Source organism: Klebsiella sp. D-Nf1 (genome assembly GCF_002810515.1).
Classification (GTDB): domain Bacteria; phylum Pseudomonadota; class Gammaproteobacteria; order Enterobacterales; family Enterobacteriaceae; genus Klebsiella; species Klebsiella variicola.
In genome coordinates this window covers 357,625-375,042 of record NZ_PIOK01000004.1, presented here as the reverse complement: position 1 = coordinate 375,042, position 17,418 = coordinate 357,625, and the positions used below count along the sequence as shown (strand labels likewise).

Below are 17,418 nucleotides of genomic sequence, written 5' to 3'. Positions count from 1 at the left end.
GCGTGATGGCCCGGCCTGGAGAATATTCAGGAGCGCGGCTCAGGCGTCTGGCTCTTCTTCAGCAATCTTCAGCAGCCATTCCGGCACACCTTCCCAGTACTGCTGCTCTTTTTCCAGATCTAACAGCACCAGCGCATTCTGGCTAAACCAGTTGTGCGGGAAGGTCAGCGTCCAGTGGTGAGCTTCCGTCTGCAGCCGCAGGGTCGGCGGCGTGGTGGTGGCCTGACGCTGGTTATTCAGCAGCACGCCCAGGCGCAGCAGCTGGATCAGCGGCAGAAACTGCTTTTTCCTGAACAGCGTAAAGCGCGGCAGGTCGTCGAGTTTTATCGCTTTGCGATGATAGCGCACCAGGGTGGCCATCAGCATCTGCTGCTCCTGGTTGAAGCCCGGCAGGTCGCTGTTCTGCAGAATGTAGGCCGAGTGGCGATGCATACCGCTATGGTTGATATTCAGCCCTACCTCATGGAGCATCACCGCCCACTTCAACAGCGCCGCAAGGTGCGGATTGGCCAGCTTGGGGTTCTGTTCCTGCCACTGTTCCAGCATATGGGTGGTGGTTTCCAGCACCCGGCGTGCCTGTTCGCGATCGATATTGTACTGATTCGCCAGACTCTGCGCTGTGCGGCTACGAATATCCTGGTGGCGGAAGCGGCCTTCCATCTCGTACAGCACGCCTTCACGCAGGGCGCCATCGGACAGACGAAGCTCTTTAATGGCTAGCGCGTCAAACACGCCGCACAGAATCGCCAGCCCCGGGGCAAAGACCGCTTTACGATCTTCAGAAAGACCAGGCAGACTGAGCGCGTCGAAGTTTTTATGCTTCAGCAGTTCACTGACCAGCATTTCGAGGCGTTCCGGCGTAATAAACCCATCCTTCTCACCCATGGCCACCAGCACTTCCTGCGCGGCTTTAATGGTGCCGGAGGCGCCCAGCGCCACGGTCCAGCCCTGAATACGGAACTGCCAGGCCAGGGTTTCCAGTTTTTGTACCGCCGCCAGGCGAGCACGCTGGAAATTTTCTTTATTGATTGTCCCGCCAGGGAAGTAGGCTTGCGAGAAGCTCACGCAGCCCATGCGACGGCTTTCCACCAGGCGGGGTTCAAAATCTTCACCGATGACCAGCTCGGTCGAACCGCCGCCGATATCAATCACCAGCTTACGGCCGCGCTCCGGCTGTGTATGCTCAACGCCCATAAAAATCAGGCGCGCTTCTTCATTGCCGGAGATGATCTCGATCGGGTAGGGGATCACTTTTTCCGCGCGTTTAAGAAACTCCGCCGCGTTGGTCGCCTGACGCAGCGTATGCGTCCCGACGATGCAGACGCTGGAAGGGGAGAACCCTTGCAGACGTTCAGCAAACAGCGACAGGCAGTTCAGCCCGCGGGTCATCGCTTCTTCGCTCAACACCGAGTTTTCATCAAGGCCATCGGCCAGATGCACGCGCTGTTTCAGGCGTCCAATGATCTGCATGGCGCCATCGACGACACGGGCGATCACCATATGAAAACTGTTCGAACCAAGGTCGACCGCAGCGAATTCCTGCGGCCGAGGGGTTATTTCGTTTATTGGCATAGGTTAGTCGGGTTGTTCGAGTGATTTGAGATAATCGTAAATCGCCATCTGTGCGCGTACTTTACGGCGATTGCCGCGCGGCACATAGCGATTACTCAGTTCTTTATCAAGATAGCGTGCTTTTACCGTATCGTTGAACAAGATATCAAAAATATCCAGCACTCGCTGTTTCAGACGCGGGTCGAGCAGCGGGGCAGCAACTTCAATACGGTAATCGATGTTACGCGTCATCCAGTCGGCAGAGGAGAGCCAGACCTGTTTATCGCCACCGTTTTCAAAACAATAGACCCGGTCGTGCTCGAGGAAACGGTCAACGATGCTAATGACGCGGATATTCTCGCTGATACCTTCCAGTCCAGGGATCAGCGAGCACATGCCGCGGATCAACAGATTGACCGGCACGCCGGAGCTGGAGGCGGCGTACAGTCTGTCCACCAGCCCTTTATCCACCAGGTTGTTCAGCTTCAGCGTAATCCCGGAGGGCTGCCCGTTCTGCGCATTGGCGATCTCGCGATCGATCATCTCATACAGCAGGCGGCGCGAGTTCTGCGGCGACACCAGCAGGTAATCGAAGCTGACCGGGCGGTAGGGGTTTTCAATAAAGTTAAACACGCGGCGAACTTCATTGGTAATACGCGCATCGGCGGTTAACAGCGAATAGTCGGTGTAGATCCGCGCGGTCTTCTCGTTAAAGTTACCGGTACCGATGTGGGCGTAGCGCACCACCTCATCGCCTTCTTTACGCGAGATAAGGAACAGCTTGGCGTGGATCTTCAGACCCGGCGCGGAGAAGATAACGTGGACACCCGCTTCCGTCAGGCGTTTCGCCCAGTGAATGTTCGCCTCTTCATCGAAGCGCGCCTGCAGCTCTACCACCACGGTGACTTTTTTACCGTTGTGGGCGGCGTGGATCATTGCGTCAATGATGCGCGAATCCTTGGCCACGCGGTAGATGTTGATTTTGATCGCCAGTACGCTGGGGTCGAACGAGGCCTGACGCAGTAGCTCCAGCACATGTTCAAAAGTATGATAGGGATAGTAAAGCAGCACGTCGCGTTCGCGAATGGCGTCGAAGCCGTTGCGGAATTTATCAAACCACAGATGACGCAGGCGCGGCATCGGCTTATTGACCAGATTGGCCTTACCTACGTTCGGGAAGCTGATAAAGTCTTTAAAGTTGTGATAGCGGCCACCCGGCAGCATTGAGTCGTAGTTGGAGATGGAGAGCTTATCGCGCAGCATTTCGACCATCGCATCCGGCATATCGCGCTGGTAGACGAAGCGAACCGGCTCGGCGGTCAGACGCTGCTTGAGGCTGGAAGACATCAGCTCCATCAGGCTCGACTCCATCTCATGCACCAGATCGTACTCGGCGTCACGGGTCATTTTCATCGAGTAGGCGTTCAGCGCATCGTAATCAAAGAAGCCTTTAAAGATATCATCCAGGCAGTAACGCAGGATGTTATCCAACAGGATCATTGGCTTACGGCGGCGAGGCGCTTCCGGCGGCAGGTTTACGAAGCGCGGCACTTTGTCTGACGGAATTTCCAGCAGGGCATAGTTGATGTTTTCCCCGCGGATAATCTCCACCGCCAGATAGGTGTAATCATCTTTCAGGAACTGCACAAGGTCCGTTTCGCGGTTAATCAGGATCGGCGAGATATGCTGACGCAAATACTGTTTGAAGTAGTTGCGCAGCCAGGCCTGCTGATTGACGGACAGCTGGCGCTCGTTGATCAGGAAGATCTGGTTACGCGCCATCTCCAGCAGCAGCTCGTTGTACAGACTATCGAATTCCTGATCGGCCTTCAGAACGCGGGCCTGAATTTTGCCTAACAGGTGGCGAGAATGGGCGGTACTGCCTTGTTCTTCACTGATAATAATCCGCCGCTTAAGTTCAGCGAAGCGCACTTTGTAAAATTCATCAAGGTTGTTGGAGTAGATCCCCAGAAAGCGCATGCGCTCAATCAGCGGGTTACTCTTGTCCGCCGCTTCCTGCAGCACGCGCTCGTTAAAAGACAACCAGCTGAGTTCTTTTTCGATGTATAGCTTTTCCTGGCCCATTACCGCTCACACTCCGTTTTACTCACAGGACGTAGACTATTATGACGAATTTTTCTGCATAGCGATTTACTGTGTCACAACTATATGACAGTAAGAAGAATTATTTCTGTGAGATGTTTGATTAATAAACAATTTTAATTAAAAAAAAGCCCCGCGACAGGGACAGGCGGGGCTGTTGTTCATTCTTCGGCGGCATAGCCCTGAGGCGGAAGTTGTCGTTCATCCAGCCAGGCGTGGTTACCTGCCATGCGCAGACGCCCATCGACGAACCAACTAATGACCAGCGGATAAATGGCATGTTCCTGGGCCTGAACCCGCGCCGTCACCTCATCTTCGCTGTCGCCAGCGAAGACCGGCACCTTGGCCTGCAGGATAACCGGACCACCGTCCAGCTCATCGGTGACGAAGTGCACCGAGGTCCCATGCTCCTCATCACCGTTTTCCAGCACCTGACGATGAGTATGCAGGCCAGGATACTTCGGCAGTAATGAGGGATGGATGTTCAGCAGACGTCCCTGATAGTGGCTGACGAACGCCGGGCTAAGGATACGCATATAACCCGCCAGCACCACCAGATCCGGGGCGTAGGCGTCGATTTCATGCATCAGCTGACGATCGAAAGCTTCCCGGTCGGCAAACTGACTTTGCGCCAGCGCGTGGGCCGGGATGCCGGCCGCGCGCGCGCGCTCAAGACCGAACGCATCGGCCTTATTACTGAATACCGCACGCAGGGTACCGTTTATCTGTTTACGGCCGCAGGCGTCGATGATCGCCTGCAAATTGCTGCCGCTACCGGAAATCAGCACCACGATGTTTTTCATGCAATGACCACACGCTGTTCGGAATCGGAAGCTTTGATATAACCGATTTTCCACGCGTTTTCACCTTTCTCGTTCAGCAGGGCAATGGCCTTGTCTGCTTCTGCAGCCGGCAGGGCGATAACCATCCCCACGCCGCAGTTAAAGGTACGGTACATTTCATGCTGGCTGACGTTACCGGCGGTTTGCAGCCAGTTGAAGACGGACGGCCACTGCCAGGAGGACTCATCAATGATCGCCTGGGTGTTATCCGGCAGCACGCGCGGAATATTTTCCCAGAAACCGCCGCCGGTCAGGTGGGCGATGGCGTGAACGTCAACGCTGGCGATCAGATCGAGCACCGATTTCACATAGATGCGGGTTGGTGCCAGCAGATGGTCGGCCAGTGGTTTGCCGTCAAGGTCGGTAGTCTGCGGGTCGACACCGCTGACTTCAATAATCTTACGCACCAGAGAATAACCGTTAGAGTGCGGGCCACTGGAGGCCAGCGCCACCAGCACATCGCCGTCGGCCACTTTGCTGCCGTCGATGATTTCTGATTTTTCCACCACCCCGACGCAGAAACCCGCTACGTCGTAATCTTCACCGTGGTACATCCCCGGCATTTCTGCGGTTTCACCGCCCACCAGCGCGCAACCGGACTGCAGGCAGCCTTCGGCGATGCCGTTAATGACGCTGGCCGCGGTATCGACGTCCAGTTTACCGGTGGCGTAATAATCCAGGAAAAACAGCGGCTCAGCACCCTGAACCACCAGGTCGTTCACGCACATGGCGACCAGGTCGATGCCGATGGTGTCGTGACGCTTCAGATCCATTGCCAGACGCAGCTTGGTACCGACGCCGTCGGTGCCGGAGACCAGTACCGGCTCGCGGTATTTCTGCGGCAGTGCGCACAGCGCGCCGAATCCGCCCAGTCCCCCCATCACTTCCGGGCGACGGGTTTTCTTCACCACGCCCTTAATACGGTCGACGAGAGCGTTGCCTGCATCAATATCCACGCCGGCATCTTTATAGCTGAGAGAGGTTTTGTCGGTCACTGCGAAGTCTCCACGCGTTTGCGGTAAGCAAGAAAAATCGGCGCAATTCTAACAGGGAAAGCAAACGTTTGCGAGCCTGCTTTACAGTCGGCGTGAAACAGCGGATGGATGGTCAGATTTGATACTGCTCACGAAAATGAAACCGGGTACAGTCTTGTGCTTGCCTCAGCGTAAAGGAATCCTCATCATACGACTGAAACCGGTTTCTGTGTTGGTTTGCCATGCATTTTTCCGGTGATTGACGCTGGTCAGGAGAGGGATGAATGAAAATTGCGGCATTCGATATTGGTGGCACCGCATTAAAGATGGGCGTGATGACCCGCGACGGCAGGCTGCTGGAAAGCGCGAAGCAGTCGATCAATGACAGCGATGGCGATCATATTTTACAGGCAATGCTGTCGTGGCTGGCGGCCCACCCGTCGTGTGAAGGGGTAGCCATCAGCGCGCCGGGTTATGTTGATCCGCACAGCGGCTTTATCACCATGGGCGGCGCTATTCGTCGATTTGATAACTTCGCCATGAAAGCATGGCTTGAAGCCCGGACCGGACTGCCGGTCTCAGTTGAAAATGATGCCAACTGTGTGTTGCTGGCCGAGCGCTGGCAGGGCAAAGCGGCGGAAATGGCCCATTTTCTGGTACTCACCATTGGCACTGGCATTGGCGGGGCGATTTATTGCCATCATCAGTTGGTTCACGGGGCGCGTTTTCGCGCCGGTGAGTTCGGTTACATGCTCACCGACCGTCCCGGCGGGCGCGATTCTCGTCGCTATTCGATGAATGAGAACTGCACCCTGCGAGTGCTACGCTATCGCTATGCGGAACATATCGGTGCGCCGCTGGACAGCGTGACAGGCGAAATGATTTTTGACCGCTATGATGCCGGCGACCCGGTTTGTCAGCGTCTGGTCGCTGAGTTCTTCAATGGCCTGGGTCATGGCCTTTATAACCTCGTCAATATCTTCGATCCGCAGGCCATCTTTATCGGTGGCGGCATTGTGGAACGTCCAGGATTTCTGGCGCTGCTACAGGAGCATCTGGCCTGGTTCGGCATTGCCGACTATCTCGATACCGTCAGTCACGGCAACGATGCCGGCCTGATTGGCGCGGTTTACCATTTCAATCAGCACTATCGTTCGCCTGGCGACGATCGACATTAGGGAGAGACTATGTCCGGATTTAAAGAAGGTTTTCTGTGGGGCGGCGCGGTCGCGGCGCATCAGTTAGAGGGCGGCTGGCAGGAGGGCGGCAAGGGGATCAGCGTGGCGGACGTGATGACCGCCGGTGCCCACGGCGTGCCGCGGGAAATTACCGACGGCGTGGTGGCGGGGAAAAACTACCCGAACCATGAGGCGATCGATTTTTATCATCGCTATCCGGAGGACCTGGCGCTGTTTGCCGAGATGGGCTTCAAATGTTTTCGCACCTCGATTGCCTGGACGCGTATTTTCCCGCAGGGTGATGAGCTGGAGCCCAACGAGGCTGGCCTGCAGTTTTACGATGACCTGTTCGACGAATGCCTGAAACACGGCATTGAGCCCGTGATTACGCTGTCGCATTTTGAAATGCCTTATCACCTGGTCACTGAGTACGGCGGCTGGCGCAACCGGAAGCTGATCGACTTTTTCGTGCGCTTTGCCAGGGTCGTTTTCACCCGCTATCAACATAAAGTGAAGTACTGGATGACCTTTAACGAGATCAACAACCAGGCCAACTTCCATGAGGACTTTGCTCCCTTCACCAACTCTGGTCTGAGATATTTGCCGGGTGAAGACCGGGAGCCGGTGATGTACCAGGCTGCGCACTATGAGCTGGTGGCCAGCGCCCTGGCGGTGAAAGCGGCGCGCGAGATTAACCCTGCACTGCAGATTGGCTGCATGATCGCTATGTGCCCCATCTATCCGCTGACCTGCGCGCCGGACGATATGATGATGGCGATGAACGCCATGCACCGCCGTTACTGGTTTACCGACGTTCACGTGCGCGGCCACTATCCGCAGCATCTGCTCAACTATTTTGCCCGCCGCGGCTTTACCCTGGATATCACCGAAGCTGATCGTCAGGCGTTAACCGAGGGCTGTGTCGACTACATTGGCTTTAGCTACTATATGTCGTTCGCTACCAAAGCCACTGAAGACAACCCCTTGCTTGATTATGATGAAACCACCAGCCTGGTCTCCAACCCGTACGTCAAAAAGTCGGACTGGGGCTGGCAGATTGATCCGGTCGGCCTGCGCTATTCGCTGAACTGGTTCTGGGACCACTACCAACTGCCGCTGTTTATTGTCGAAAACGGTTTTGGCGCGATCGATGTCCGTGAAGCGGACGGCAGCGTCAATGACCAATATCGTATCGATTATCTCTCCGCTCATATCGCGGAGATGAAAAAGGCAGTAGTCGAGGATGGCGTTGATCTGATGGGCTACACCCCGTGGGGCTGTATCGATCTGGTTTCCGCCGGCACAGGGGAAATGAAAAAACGCTACGGCTTCATTTATGTCGATAAAGATAATGAAGGCAATGGCTCGCTGGCTCGCAGCCGGAAAAAGTCCTTTGCCTGGTATCAACAGGTGATTGCCAGCAACGGGGAGAACCTGTCGTAGTCGGGTGGCGCTAACGCTTAACCGACCTACAATACACGTAGGCCCGCGTAAGCGTATGGACTGCACCCCGCACCCAAGCCGGAGCCTTGCCTCCGGTTTTTTTGTCTCTAAATCACTTTGCTTGATATACGTCAAGCAAGATGGGTATGGCACAATCCGCAAAAAGCGGTATAATCCCGCGATTTTTTTTGTGGCCGCCCCTCAGAGGAGAAAGAGAATGAAGATTGTGGAAGTCAAACACCCACTCGTCAAACACAAGCTGGGCCTGATGCGCGAGCACGACATCAGCACCAAACGCTTCCGTGAACTCGCCTCAGAAGTGGGCAGCTTACTGACTTATGAAGCCACCGCCGATCTGGCGACCGAGAGAGTGACCATCGAAGGCTGGAATGGCCCGGTGGAAGTTGAGCAGATCAAGGGCAAGAAAATTACCGTTGTGCCTATCCTCCGCGCAGGCCTTGGCATGATGGAAGGGGTGCTGGAGCATGTCCCCAGCGCGCGCATTAGCGTGGTCGGTATCTATCGTAATGAAGAGACTCTCGAGCCGGTACCTTACTTCCAGAAGCTGGTGTCCAACATCGATGAGCGTATGGCGCTGGTGGTTGACCCGATGCTGGCAACCGGTGGGTCGATGATCGCCACTATCGATCTGCTGAAAAACGCCGGCTGCACCAGTATTAAGGTGCTGGTACTGGTAGCGGCGCCGGAAGGGATTGCCGCGCTGGAGAAAGCCCACCCGGACGTTGAGCTGTATACCGCCTCTGTCGATAAGGGGCTGAACGAACACGGGTATATCATTCCCGGTCTCGGCGATGCCGGCGACAAGATTTTTGGAACGAAATAAAACATACCGCGAAAAAAGCCGACTTTGAGAGTCGGCTTTTTTTTGAATAAAAGTAATCCACAGCAAATAACAGACGACTCTCAGAGGAATACACTATGACGCGCCGTGCCATCGGGGTGAGTGAAAGACCGCCGCTTTTACAGACAATCCCGCTTAGTTTGCAACATCTGTTCGCCATGTTTGGCGCAACGGTACTGGTGCCTATTCTGTTCCACATTAACCCGGCCACCGTCCTGCTGTTCAACGGCATCGGTACGCTGTTGTACCTCTTTATTTGTAAAGGCAAAATTCCCGCTTATCTGGGATCGAGCTTCGCTTTTATCTCCCCGGTGCTGCTGCTGTTGCCGCTGGGCTACGAAGTGGCGCTGGGCGGTTTTATTATGTGCGGCGTGCTGTTCTGCATCGTCTCCTTTATTGTCAAAAAAGCCGGTACCGGCTGGCTGGATGTGATGTTCCCGCCGGCGGCGATGGGCGCCATTGTGGCGGTTATCGGCCTCGAACTGGCGGGCGTGGCGGCCAATATGGCCGGGCTGCTGCCGGCGGATGGCCAATCACCTGACAGCAAAACCATCATTATTTCGATGGTGACGCTGGGGGTGACGGTGTTTGGTTCCGTGCTGTTCCGCGGCTTCCTGGCGATTATCCCGATCCTGATCGGCGTGCTGGTGGGCTATGCGCTGTCGTTTGTGATGGGCGTGGTCGATACCACCCCGATTGCCGAAGCGCACTGGTTCGCCCTGCCAACCTTCTACACGCCGCGCTTTGAGTGGTTCGCCATCTTCACCATTCTGCCTGCCGCGCTGGTGGTGATTGCCGAGCACGTGGGGCACCTGGTGGTGACCGCCAATATCGTTAAACGCGATCTGATCCGCGACCCGGGCCTGCATCGTTCGATGTTTGCCAATGGCCTGTCGACGATCATCTCCGGTTTCTTCGGTTCGACGCCCAACACCACCTACGGTGAAAATATCGGCGTGATGGCGATTACCCGGGTCTACAGTACCTGGGTTATCGGCGGCGCGGCGATCATTGCGATTCTGCTCTCCTGCGTTGGCAAACTGGCGGCGGCTATCCAGATCATCCCGGTACCGGTGATGGGGGGCGTTTCGCTGCTGCTGTACGGGGTGATCGGCGCCTCGGGGATCCGTGTACTGATTGAATCGAAGGTGGATTACAGCAAAGCGCAGAATCTGATCCTCACCTCCGTGATCCTGATCATCGGCGTCAGCGGTGCTAAAGTGCACATCGGTGCTGCTGAGCTGAAAGGGATGGCGCTGGCGACCATCGTGGGCATCGCGCTCAGCCTGATTTTCAAGCTTATCAGCGTCCTGCGTCCGGAAGAGGTGGTCCTCGACGCCGCTGATAGCGAAGAGGCTAAATAACGATCTCCTGACCGGGCGGCGATCCCGCCCGGTTCTCTCCTGACCTAAATCTGTGGTAAACTCTCCGCGTTTTTCTGTAAGCCTATGTTGAGGTCCATCTGAACGCACCGGCACAGCTCTCTTTGCCACTGTATCTTCCTGACGACGAAACCTTCGCGAGTTTCTGGCCGGGTGATAATCCTTCCCTACTTGCTGCCCTCCAGAACGTATTGCGGCAGGAACACAGCGGGTACATTTATATCTGGTCACGTGAAGGGGCAGGTCGCAGCCACCTGTTACACGCCGCCTGCGCCGAGCTTTCCCAGCGCGGGGATGCGGTGGGCTACGTGCCGCTGGATAAACGGACGTGGTTTGTGCCGGAGGTGCTGGAGGGGATGGAACAGCTGGCGCTGGTCTGCATTGATAATATTGAATGCGTTGCCGGGGATGAGCCCTGGGAAATGGCTATCTTTAATCTCTACAACCGGATCCTTGAATCAGGCAAAACCCGACTGCTGATCACCGGCGATCGGCCACCGCGGCAGTTAAATCTTGGTCTGCCGGATCTCGCCTCGCGGCTGGACTGGGGGCAGATCTATAAGCTGCAGCCGCTGTCGGATGAAGACAAACTGCAGGCGCTGCAGCTGCGCGCCAGATTACGCGGCTTCGAGATGCCGGAAGACGTGTGCCGCTTCCTGCTGAAGCGGCTGGATCGCGAGATGCGCTCGCTGTTTATGACCCTCGATCAGCTGGATCATGCCTCGATTACCGCCCAGCGCAAGCTGACGATCCCCTTCGTGAAAGAGATCCTTAAGCTCTAGTCCGCCAGTGGGGCCAGCTCCTGCTCCGTCAGTCCGGTCAGGTGAGCGACCAGATCGCGCGCCAGGCCACTGTGTAGCATGGCGGCGGCGATACGCTGTGCCTCTTCTTTACGGCCTTCCTGTCGGCCTTCCTGTCGTCCCTGCGCCAGTCCCCGCTCCAGTCCCTGTTGCTCGAGATATTCCGCAATCGTCATCAACGTCTCCTTATGCTGCGGCGTACGTAACGCCAGTTCGCGAATGAACTTGACCGGCTCGCGCGTATTGCCTGCCTGTACCAGATAGTGCATCAGGGCTTGTACCTGCGATTCCGTCGCCAGTCCAGTCAATAATAATTCGCCCAGTTTGTCGAGGAGCTGCGCCAGATCGCGTTGTCGAATATGTTTTTGCAGTAACTCCAGCGTTGCCATGCGCTGGTGGGTGGCAATGTCGTCATCCGGAATGACGGTAATGTCCGCCAGCGGAAACGCTTCGTGATAAAGACGGCTGGCCAGCTCCGGGGCGGCGAATTCATCGAGCCAGCGCAGTGAGAACGGATAGGGGCTTACCAGACCATGATAGAAGAGGACAGGGATCACCAACGGCAGACGATCGTGACCGGCATCGAGATGACGCTGCATGGCGGCGATGGCATAGCGCATCAGACGAAAGGCCATATGCCGGTCGGGCGTGCTCTGGTGTTCGATAAGCGCATAAATATAGCCGTCTCCCGCCGTGGTTTTCAGGGAATACAAAATGTCGGCATAAAAGGGACGCAGATCGTCTTCGACAAAATGCCCCGACTCGAGATGCAGCGTGCGCAGATCGCATACTTTAAGCAGCGTTTCGGGCAGATACAGTTGCAGGAAATCGCGGGCGGTATCGGGATGGGAGAGGTAGGTCTTAAACACCGCGTCATGGGGCGTGGAGGTTGGTTTTTTCATGTTCATCCGTCCAGTGGATTGAGCGATAGATGAACAGTAGCACTACCCGGCGGGCGGGAGGGATTGGCGCGGAAGATCTGGAATCGGCCACGTAAAAAAAGCGCCGCGAAAGCGCGGCGCAGATGGGTTAGCTTACGATCTCAAGGACCTGCTCCGGCGGGCGGCCAATACGCGCCTGGCCATGGCTGACGACGATAGGGCGTTCGATGAGCTTAGGATTGTCGACCATCGCCTGAATCAGCGCCGCGTCGCTAAGCGCCTGGTCGGCAAGATTGAGCGATTTGTACAGATCCTCCTTCTGGCGCATGAGCTCGCGGGGGCTCTCCATACCCAGCAGCTGCAGCAGCTGACGCAGCGTATCGGCATCCGGCGGTGTGTCGAGATAGAGTACCACCTCTGGATCGATGCCGCGGCTCTGCAGCAGGCTCAGCGTTTCGCGGCTCTTCGAGCAGCGTGGGTTATGGTAAATTTTTACCGCGTCGGTCATGGGGTCTCCTTACATTTTTTGATAGGGGCGGAAGCGGGCCTGCAGATCGCGTAGCTGGTCGATACGGGCATCGTAACGCGCCTGCTGCAGGCTACCAAGTTTCACCTGCGAGCTGGCGCTGCTGAGCAGGGAAATGGCTTGATCCAACTGACCGACCAGCGCCATGCTTTCTGCCCGCGCCGCCAGCTCCTGATCGCGATTGCCCAGCGCGCCTTCCGCCTGCGCCAGCAGGTCCCAGCCGTTGCCATCCTCTTTATTGGTAAAGGTATACCGGTTCAGAATGGTCGCCGCTTCCCCGGGCTGTCCGCCCTGCAGCAAGGCGTTGGCCAGGTTCAGCTGCAACACCGGACTCGTGCGTAGCTCGCGGGCGTTTTTAAGACGGTTGATGGCGTCGCTGGTTTTCTTCTGCCCGAGGTCGATATCCGTGGCCAGGTCGAGATACCAGGCGTTTTGCGGGTCGGCGCTGAGCAGAGGCTGCAGCGTTTTGCGTGCCTGGTCAAAGTTGTTGCTTTCCATCGCCAGCAGAGCGCGGCCGTACTGCGCGGCATGCTGTTGGCGGATATTACCCTTATCCCAGGCGTTAAGCAGATCGGTGCCCAGTTTATTGTCGCCATTGGTGTACATCCCAAGGGTACGCGCCTTCGCCAGATAGAAGTCTGCCGAGGACTGCACGACCACCGGACGCATCTGATTGGCGCGGTTACGGGCATCGGCCAGTCGGCTTTCCGGCAGGGGGTGGGTGAGCAGCATTTCCGGCGGCCGTGTCGAGTAGCGCGACTCATCAAGCAGTTTACCCATAAACATCGGCATGGCCTGCGGGTCGAATCCCGAGCGCTGCAGGACCTGAATGCCAATCCGGTCGGCCTCTTCTTCGTTCTGGCGGGTGAAGCTGATCATGCCCTGTTGGGTCCCGGCCAGCGTCCCGGTCAGCGCCGCCATTCCGGCCTGTGGACTGGCCATCGCCAGCAGAATCGAACCCAGGGCACCGACCCAGGTGAGCGGCGCATTGCGCTTCTGATCTTCCATCGCGCGGGCGAGGTGCCGCTGCGTAACGTGGGAGATTTCGTGCGCCATGACAGAGGCCAGTTCGCTCTCATTATCAGAGTAGCGGAACAGGGCGGAGTGGAGGACCACGTTGCCGCCAAAGAAGGCGAAGGCGTTGATTTGGTCGTTATTAATCAAATAGAAATGGAACGGGGTGCGTACTGAGTTGGCGTGTGCCACCAGACGCATGCCCAGCCCGTTGATATATTGCACCAGCAGGGGATCGTTAATCAGCGGCGCGCTGCCGCGCAGCTGGCGCACATAGTAATCCCCCATCTGCATTTCCTGACCAATCGACAGCGTGCTTCCTGCAGAGGTCCCCATGTCCGGCAGCGTATCTGCGGAGTCAGCAAAAGCAGGGCCTATCGAACCCAGCGTCAGCGAGGCGATGACGGTCGCCACCAGCGTTTTCTTCAACTGCCTGAACATAACCTCTGTCCTGTAATGTGGGTGTGCCAGTTTGACCGATTGTGCGACGCAATGTTCCCTGGCCGCATCCCAGCGAGTTTAGCTGGCGTTGGCCGCCTTGAAAATATGATCTTCACGGCGGAGAACGGTTTGTCTGCGGCGCATCAAAAAGCGAAGTCTTTTTTGTGACATTTCGATACAATTCCCCGGATTGTCGCCGCTTGGCCCTTCAGGGAAGGTTTTATGCTTGAGATGTTAATGCAGTGGTACCGCCGTCGATTCAGCGACCCTGAGGCGATAGCGCTGCTGGTTATTTTGCTTGCCGGTTTCGGCATCATGTTCTTTTTCAGCGGTCTGTTAGCCCCGTTACTGGTGGCTATCGTACTGGCCTATCTGCTGGAGTGGCCGACGGTTCGTCTGGAGCGGATTGGCCTGTCGCGCACCTGGGCGACCTCGCTGGTGCTGATCCTGTTCGTGGGCATCCTGCTGTTGCTGGCCTTTGTGGTGATGCCGGTGGCCTGGCAGCAGGGGATCTATCTTATCCGCGATATGCCGGGTATGCTCAACAAACTCTCTGATTTCGCTGCCACGCTGCCGCGGCGCTATCCGGCGTTAATGGATGCCGGCATCATCGATGCGATGGCGGAAAATATGCGCAATCGGATGTTGACGGTGGGCGACTCGGTAGTGAAGTACTCCCTGGCCTCGCTGGTTGGGCTGCTCACCCTGGCGGTCTATCTGGTGCTGGTGCCGCTGATGGTCTTCTTCCTGTTGAAGGATAAAGAGCAAATGCTCAACGCGGTGCGCCGTGTGCTGCCGCGCAACCGCGGGCTTGCCGGGCAGGTGTGGAAGGAGATGAATCAGCAAATCACCAACTACATTCGCGGTAAGGTGCTGGAGATGATTGTCGTCAGCGTCGCCACCTGGATAGGCTTTATTCTGTTTGGCCTCAACTACTCGCTGCTGCTGGCTGTGCTGGTGGGCTTCTCGGTGCTGATCCCCTATATTGGCGCGTTTGTGGTGACCATCCCGGTGGTGGGCGTGGCGCTGTTTCAGTTTGGCGCTGGCACCGAGTTCTGGAGCCTGTTCGCGGTCTATCTGATTATTCAGGGACTGGATGGCAACCTGCTGGTTCCGGTGCTGTTCTCTGAGGCGGTCAATTTACACCCGCTGGTGATTATCCTGTCGGTGGTGATCTTTGGCGGACTGTGGGGGTTCTGGGGCGTCTTCTTCGCCATTCCGCTGGCCACGCTGATTAAAGCGGTGGTGCATGCCTGGCCGGATGGTCTGGTGGTTGACGACGACTGACGGGGTCGGGATAAAAAAAGACGCCGGGCGAGGATTTCCTCCCCCGGCGTCTTGCTTTGCATCAGGCGTTTTCTTTCAGCCAGTTCAGCACCACGTCGTGGTGATTGCTGGTTTTGAAGTCATCAAAGACATGTTCGATTTTGCCATCGGCATCGATGAGGAAAGTAATACGGTGAATACCGTCGTAGGTTTTCCCCATAAAGGATTTTTCGCCCCAGACGCCAAACTGCTCGCACACCTGATGGTTTTCATCAGACAGCAGCGTGAAGTTCAGTAACTCTTTTTCGGCGAAACGCGAAAGCTTTTCCGGTTTATCGGTGCTGATACCCAGCACTTCTACACCGGCTTTCTTCAGGTCGTCCATATTATCGCGCAAGCCGCACGCCTGTACGGTGCAGCCCGGGGTCATGGCTTTCGGGTAAAAATAAACCAGGACACGTTGTCCCTGGAAGTCGGTTAAATTTACTTCCTCGCCGTCCTGGTCCGGTAAGCTAAATTTCGGTGCGATATCACCGGCTTTCAGTGGGGTCATGGGTTAAACTCCATCCTGTTCATCATGCTGTGAATAATTAACGATGTTAATACTGCCTTGTGCGTTGAGTTCTGTACATAGGGCTTTGAACGCTTGTTCGATATTTGCTGCATTTTGCGTCGCAGGACTGTGGGCAGTTATCTGGATAAAAAGCTGCGCGGAATCGCCGTCTCCCGGCTGAGTGCGGGACACCAGTTCCGCGATATTCATATTCCATGTATCGCACAGGGCAGTAAAGCGCTCGATGATATGCGGTGAGTCCGGCACCTCAACCTGGACCCAAACGGTGTTTGGCATAGCCTGCGGCGGGCGCGCGGTGGTGCGTTTCATCACGATCAACAGTTCCAGCTCCGCACCTTTCAGCGGCAGGGTTGATTCGATCAGGTTAATCGCATTCCACGACCCGGAAAGCAGCATGATAAACGTAAACTCATCACCGAGCATGGCCAGCCGGCTGTCTTCGATATTACAACCGCAGCTGCTGACGTGGCGAGTGATCGTATTCACGATGCCGGGACGGTCAGCCCCCAGGGCGGTAATAACCAGATAGTGTTGTAATGAGGCTGTCAAACCTGTTCTTCCTTTAAAAAGGTGAGGTAACATTAGGAAAGCATAAAAAAAACCGCCATACAACATCCCTGATGGCGTCGGGTCTCTTGCTTTTATTGCAGCTCCAAACGTAACATTGAGAATCTTGTCGCACTTCTGCTCTGAGGATGGCCCATGTTCACGGGAAGTATTGTAGCGCTTGTCACGCCGATGGATGAAAACGGTAATGTCTGCCGGACAAGCCTGAAAAAACTGATTGATTACCATGTCGCCAACGGAACCTCGGCGATCGTTTCGGTAGGGACTACCGGTGAATCCGCAACGCTGAGCCATGAAGAGCATGGCGACGTGGTGATGATGACGCTGGAACTGGCTGACGGGCGTATCCCGGTTATCGCTGGAACGGGAGCCAATGCAACCGCAGAGGCGATTAGCCTGACCAAACGTTTTAACGACAGCGGTGTTGTCGGCTGCCTGACGGTCACTCCTTACTATAACCGTCCGACCCAGGAAGGCCTGTTCCAACACTTTAAAGCTATCGCTGAACATACTGACCTGCCGCAAATTCTGTATAATGTGCCGTCCCGTACCGGTTGCGATATGCTGCCGGAAACCGTTGGCCGTCTGGCGGAAATTAAAAATATTGTCGGTATTAAGGAAGCAACAGGGAACTTAAGTCGAGTTCACCAGATCAAAGAGCTGGTTTCAGACGACTTTATCCTGCTGAGCGGTGACGATGCGACCGGTATGGACTTCATGCAGCTCGGCGGTGTGGGCGTGATTTCCGTTACGGCCAACGTGGCGGCGCGCGAAATGGCCGACATGTGCCGTCTGGCGCTGGCGGGTCAATTTGCCGAAGCGCGTGCGATTAATCAGCGTCTGATGCCACTGCATACAAAATTATTTGTCGAACCCAATCCTATCCCGGTGAAATGGGGATGCAAGGCGTTGGGTCTTGTGGCGACCGATACGCTGCGCTTGCCGATGACGCCCATCACTGACCACGGTCGTGAAGCCGTCACCGCCGCGCTGAAGCATGCCGGTTTGCTGTAA

General features: G+C 56.2%; 17 protein-coding genes. 8 read left to right on the top strand and 9 right to left on the bottom strand.

The window, feature by feature from the left end:
• Positions 1 to 39: 39 nt before the first annotated feature.
• The 4 genes from ppx to purM form a co-directional block, all read right to left on the bottom strand.
• Positions 40 to 1,572 (bottom strand): exopolyphosphatase, encoded by a 1,533-nt coding sequence (gene ppx / locus CWM54_RS18515; protein WP_008803823.1) that lies wholly within the window; start codon positions 1,570 to 1,572, stop codon positions 40 to 42.
• 3 nt (positions 1,573 to 1,575) lie between these two features.
• The gene (ppk1, locus tag CWM54_RS18510; protein ID WP_061153685.1) at positions 1,576 to 3,636 is read right to left on the bottom strand and encodes a polyphosphate kinase 1; all 2,061 of its coding nucleotides are present in this window, start codon (positions 3,634 to 3,636) and stop codon (positions 1,576 to 1,578) included.
• 179 nt (positions 3,637 to 3,815) lie between these two features.
• Positions 3,816 to 4,457 (bottom strand): phosphoribosylglycinamide formyltransferase, encoded by a 642-nt coding sequence (purN, locus tag CWM54_RS18505; RefSeq protein WP_012540904.1) that lies wholly within the window; start codon positions 4,455 to 4,457, stop codon positions 3,816 to 3,818.
• On the bottom strand, positions 4,454 to 5,491 hold the full coding sequence (gene purM / locus CWM54_RS18500) for a phosphoribosylformylglycinamidine cyclo-ligase (protein WP_008803825.1): 1,038 nt from the start codon (positions 5,489 to 5,491) through the stop codon (positions 4,454 to 4,456). The genes purN and purM overlap by 4 nt, the downstream gene beginning before the upstream one ends.
• Before the next feature lie 263 nt (positions 5,492 to 5,754).
• Here purM and bglK point away from each other — a divergent pair, with 263 nt between their 5' ends.
• From bglK to CWM54_RS18475, 5 genes are all read left to right on the top strand, one after another.
• Positions 5,755 to 6,648: a beta-glucoside kinase BglK gene (gene bglK / locus CWM54_RS18495; RefSeq protein WP_100698065.1), complete on the top strand. Its 894-nt coding sequence runs from the start codon at positions 5,755 to 5,757 to the stop codon at positions 6,646 to 6,648.
• 9 nt (positions 6,649 to 6,657) lie between these two features.
• Positions 6,658 to 8,091, top strand: a complete 1,434-nt coding sequence (locus tag CWM54_RS18490) for a 6-phospho-beta-glucosidase (protein ID WP_100681096.1) — start codon at positions 6,658 to 6,660, stop codon at positions 8,089 to 8,091.
• Between the two features lie 217 nt (positions 8,092 to 8,308).
• On the top strand, positions 8,309 to 8,935 hold the full coding sequence (upp, locus tag CWM54_RS18485; RefSeq protein ID WP_061153688.1) for a uracil phosphoribosyltransferase: 627 nt from the start codon (positions 8,309 to 8,311) through the stop codon (positions 8,933 to 8,935).
• 95 nt (positions 8,936 to 9,030) lie between these two features.
• Positions 9,031 to 10,317: a uracil permease gene (gene uraA / locus CWM54_RS18480; RefSeq protein ID WP_061153689.1), complete on the top strand. Its 1,287-nt coding sequence runs from the start codon at positions 9,031 to 9,033 to the stop codon at positions 10,315 to 10,317.
• Positions 10,318 to 10,415: 98 nt separating this feature from the next.
• Positions 10,416 to 11,117, top strand: coding sequence for a DnaA inactivator Hda (locus CWM54_RS18475; RefSeq protein ID WP_020947395.1), 702 nt, complete (start codon positions 10,416 to 10,418; stop codon positions 11,115 to 11,117).
• Here CWM54_RS18475 and CWM54_RS18470 read toward each other — a convergent pair.
• From CWM54_RS18470 to bepA, 3 genes are all read right to left on the bottom strand, one after another.
• Positions 11,114 to 12,037, bottom strand: a complete 924-nt coding sequence (locus CWM54_RS18470; protein ID WP_061153690.1) for an Rpn family recombination-promoting nuclease/putative transposase — start codon at positions 12,035 to 12,037, stop codon at positions 11,114 to 11,116. The genes CWM54_RS18475 and CWM54_RS18470 overlap by 4 nt on opposite strands.
• Before the next feature lie 127 nt (positions 12,038 to 12,164).
• Positions 12,165 to 12,524, bottom strand: coding sequence for an arsenate reductase (glutaredoxin) (gene arsC, locus CWM54_RS18465; RefSeq protein ID WP_061153691.1), 360 nt, complete (start codon positions 12,522 to 12,524; stop codon positions 12,165 to 12,167).
• A gap of 9 nt (positions 12,525 to 12,533) precedes the next feature.
• A complete protein-coding gene (gene bepA / locus CWM54_RS18460; RefSeq protein WP_061153692.1) occupies positions 12,534 to 13,997 on the bottom strand; it encodes a beta-barrel assembly-enhancing protease in 1,464 nt (487 codons plus the stop codon).
• A gap of 51 nt (positions 13,998 to 14,048) precedes the next feature.
• Between bepA and CWM54_RS28745 the strand changes: the two genes are divergently transcribed.
• Together CWM54_RS28745 and CWM54_RS18455 are read left to right on the top strand one after the other, a co-directional pair.
• Entirely contained in the window at positions 14,049 to 14,165 is a 117-nt protein-coding gene (locus CWM54_RS28745) for a hypothetical protein (protein WP_012540910.1), read from the top strand.
• A 54-nt stretch (positions 14,166 to 14,219) separates the two neighbouring features.
• Positions 14,220 to 15,284, top strand: coding sequence for an AI-2E family transporter (locus tag CWM54_RS18455; RefSeq protein ID WP_012540911.1), 1,065 nt, complete (start codon positions 14,220 to 14,222; stop codon positions 15,282 to 15,284).
• Between the two features lie 61 nt (positions 15,285 to 15,345).
• Here the strand turns inward: CWM54_RS18455 and bcp are convergent, their stop codons facing one another.
• Entirely contained in the window at positions 15,346 to 15,816 is a 471-nt protein-coding gene (gene bcp / locus CWM54_RS18450) for a thioredoxin-dependent thiol peroxidase (protein ID WP_100698063.1), read from the bottom strand.
• Between the two features lie 3 nt (positions 15,817 to 15,819).
• On the bottom strand, positions 15,820 to 16,386 hold the full coding sequence (locus CWM54_RS18445) for a glycine cleavage system transcriptional repressor (protein ID WP_002913804.1): 567 nt from the start codon (positions 16,384 to 16,386) through the stop codon (positions 15,820 to 15,822).
• 153 nt (positions 16,387 to 16,539) lie between these two features.
• On the opposite strand from CWM54_RS18445, the gene dapA reads away from it, so the two are divergent.
• On the top strand, positions 16,540 to 17,418 hold the full coding sequence (gene dapA, locus CWM54_RS18440) for a 4-hydroxy-tetrahydrodipicolinate synthase (protein WP_002913803.1): 879 nt from the start codon (positions 16,540 to 16,542) through the stop codon (positions 17,416 to 17,418).

Coding starts and splice junctions, on each gene's coding strand:
- uraA (WP_061153689.1), top strand. CDS start 9,031: ATGACGCGCCGTGCCATCGGGGTGAGTGAAAGACCGCCGCTTTTACAG.
- bglK (WP_100698065.1), top strand. CDS start 5,755: ATGAAAATTGCGGCATTCGATATTGGTGGCACCGCATTAAAGATGGGC.
- bcp (WP_100698063.1), bottom strand. CDS start 15,816: ATGACCCCACTGAAAGCCGGTGATATCGCACCGAAATTTAGCTTACCG.
- ppx (WP_008803823.1), bottom strand. CDS start 1,572: ATGCCAATAAACGAAATAACCCCTCGGCCGCAGGAATTCGCTGCGGTC.
- CWM54_RS18455 (WP_012540911.1), top strand. CDS start 14,220: ATGCTTGAGATGTTAATGCAGTGGTACCGCCGTCGATTCAGCGACCCT.
- CWM54_RS28745 (WP_012540910.1), top strand. CDS start 14,049: ATGTTCCCTGGCCGCATCCCAGCGAGTTTAGCTGGCGTTGGCCGCCTT.
- upp (WP_061153688.1), top strand. CDS start 8,309: ATGAAGATTGTGGAAGTCAAACACCCACTCGTCAAACACAAGCTGGGC.
- arsC (WP_061153691.1), bottom strand. CDS start 12,524: ATGACCGACGCGGTAAAAATTTACCATAACCCACGCTGCTCGAAGAGC.
- bepA (WP_061153692.1), bottom strand. CDS start 13,997: ATGTTCAGGCAGTTGAAGAAAACGCTGGTGGCGACCGTCATCGCCTCG.
- dapA (WP_002913803.1), top strand. CDS start 16,540: ATGTTCACGGGAAGTATTGTAGCGCTTGTCACGCCGATGGATGAAAAC.
- purN (WP_012540904.1), bottom strand. CDS start 4,457: ATGAAAAACATCGTGGTGCTGATTTCCGGTAGCGGCAGCAATTTGCAG.
- CWM54_RS18490 (WP_100681096.1), top strand. CDS start 6,658: ATGTCCGGATTTAAAGAAGGTTTTCTGTGGGGCGGCGCGGTCGCGGCG.
- ppk1 (WP_061153685.1), bottom strand. CDS start 3,636: ATGGGCCAGGAAAAGCTATACATCGAAAAAGAACTCAGCTGGTTGTCT.
- CWM54_RS18470 (WP_061153690.1), bottom strand. CDS start 12,037: ATGAAAAAACCAACCTCCACGCCCCATGACGCGGTGTTTAAGACCTAC.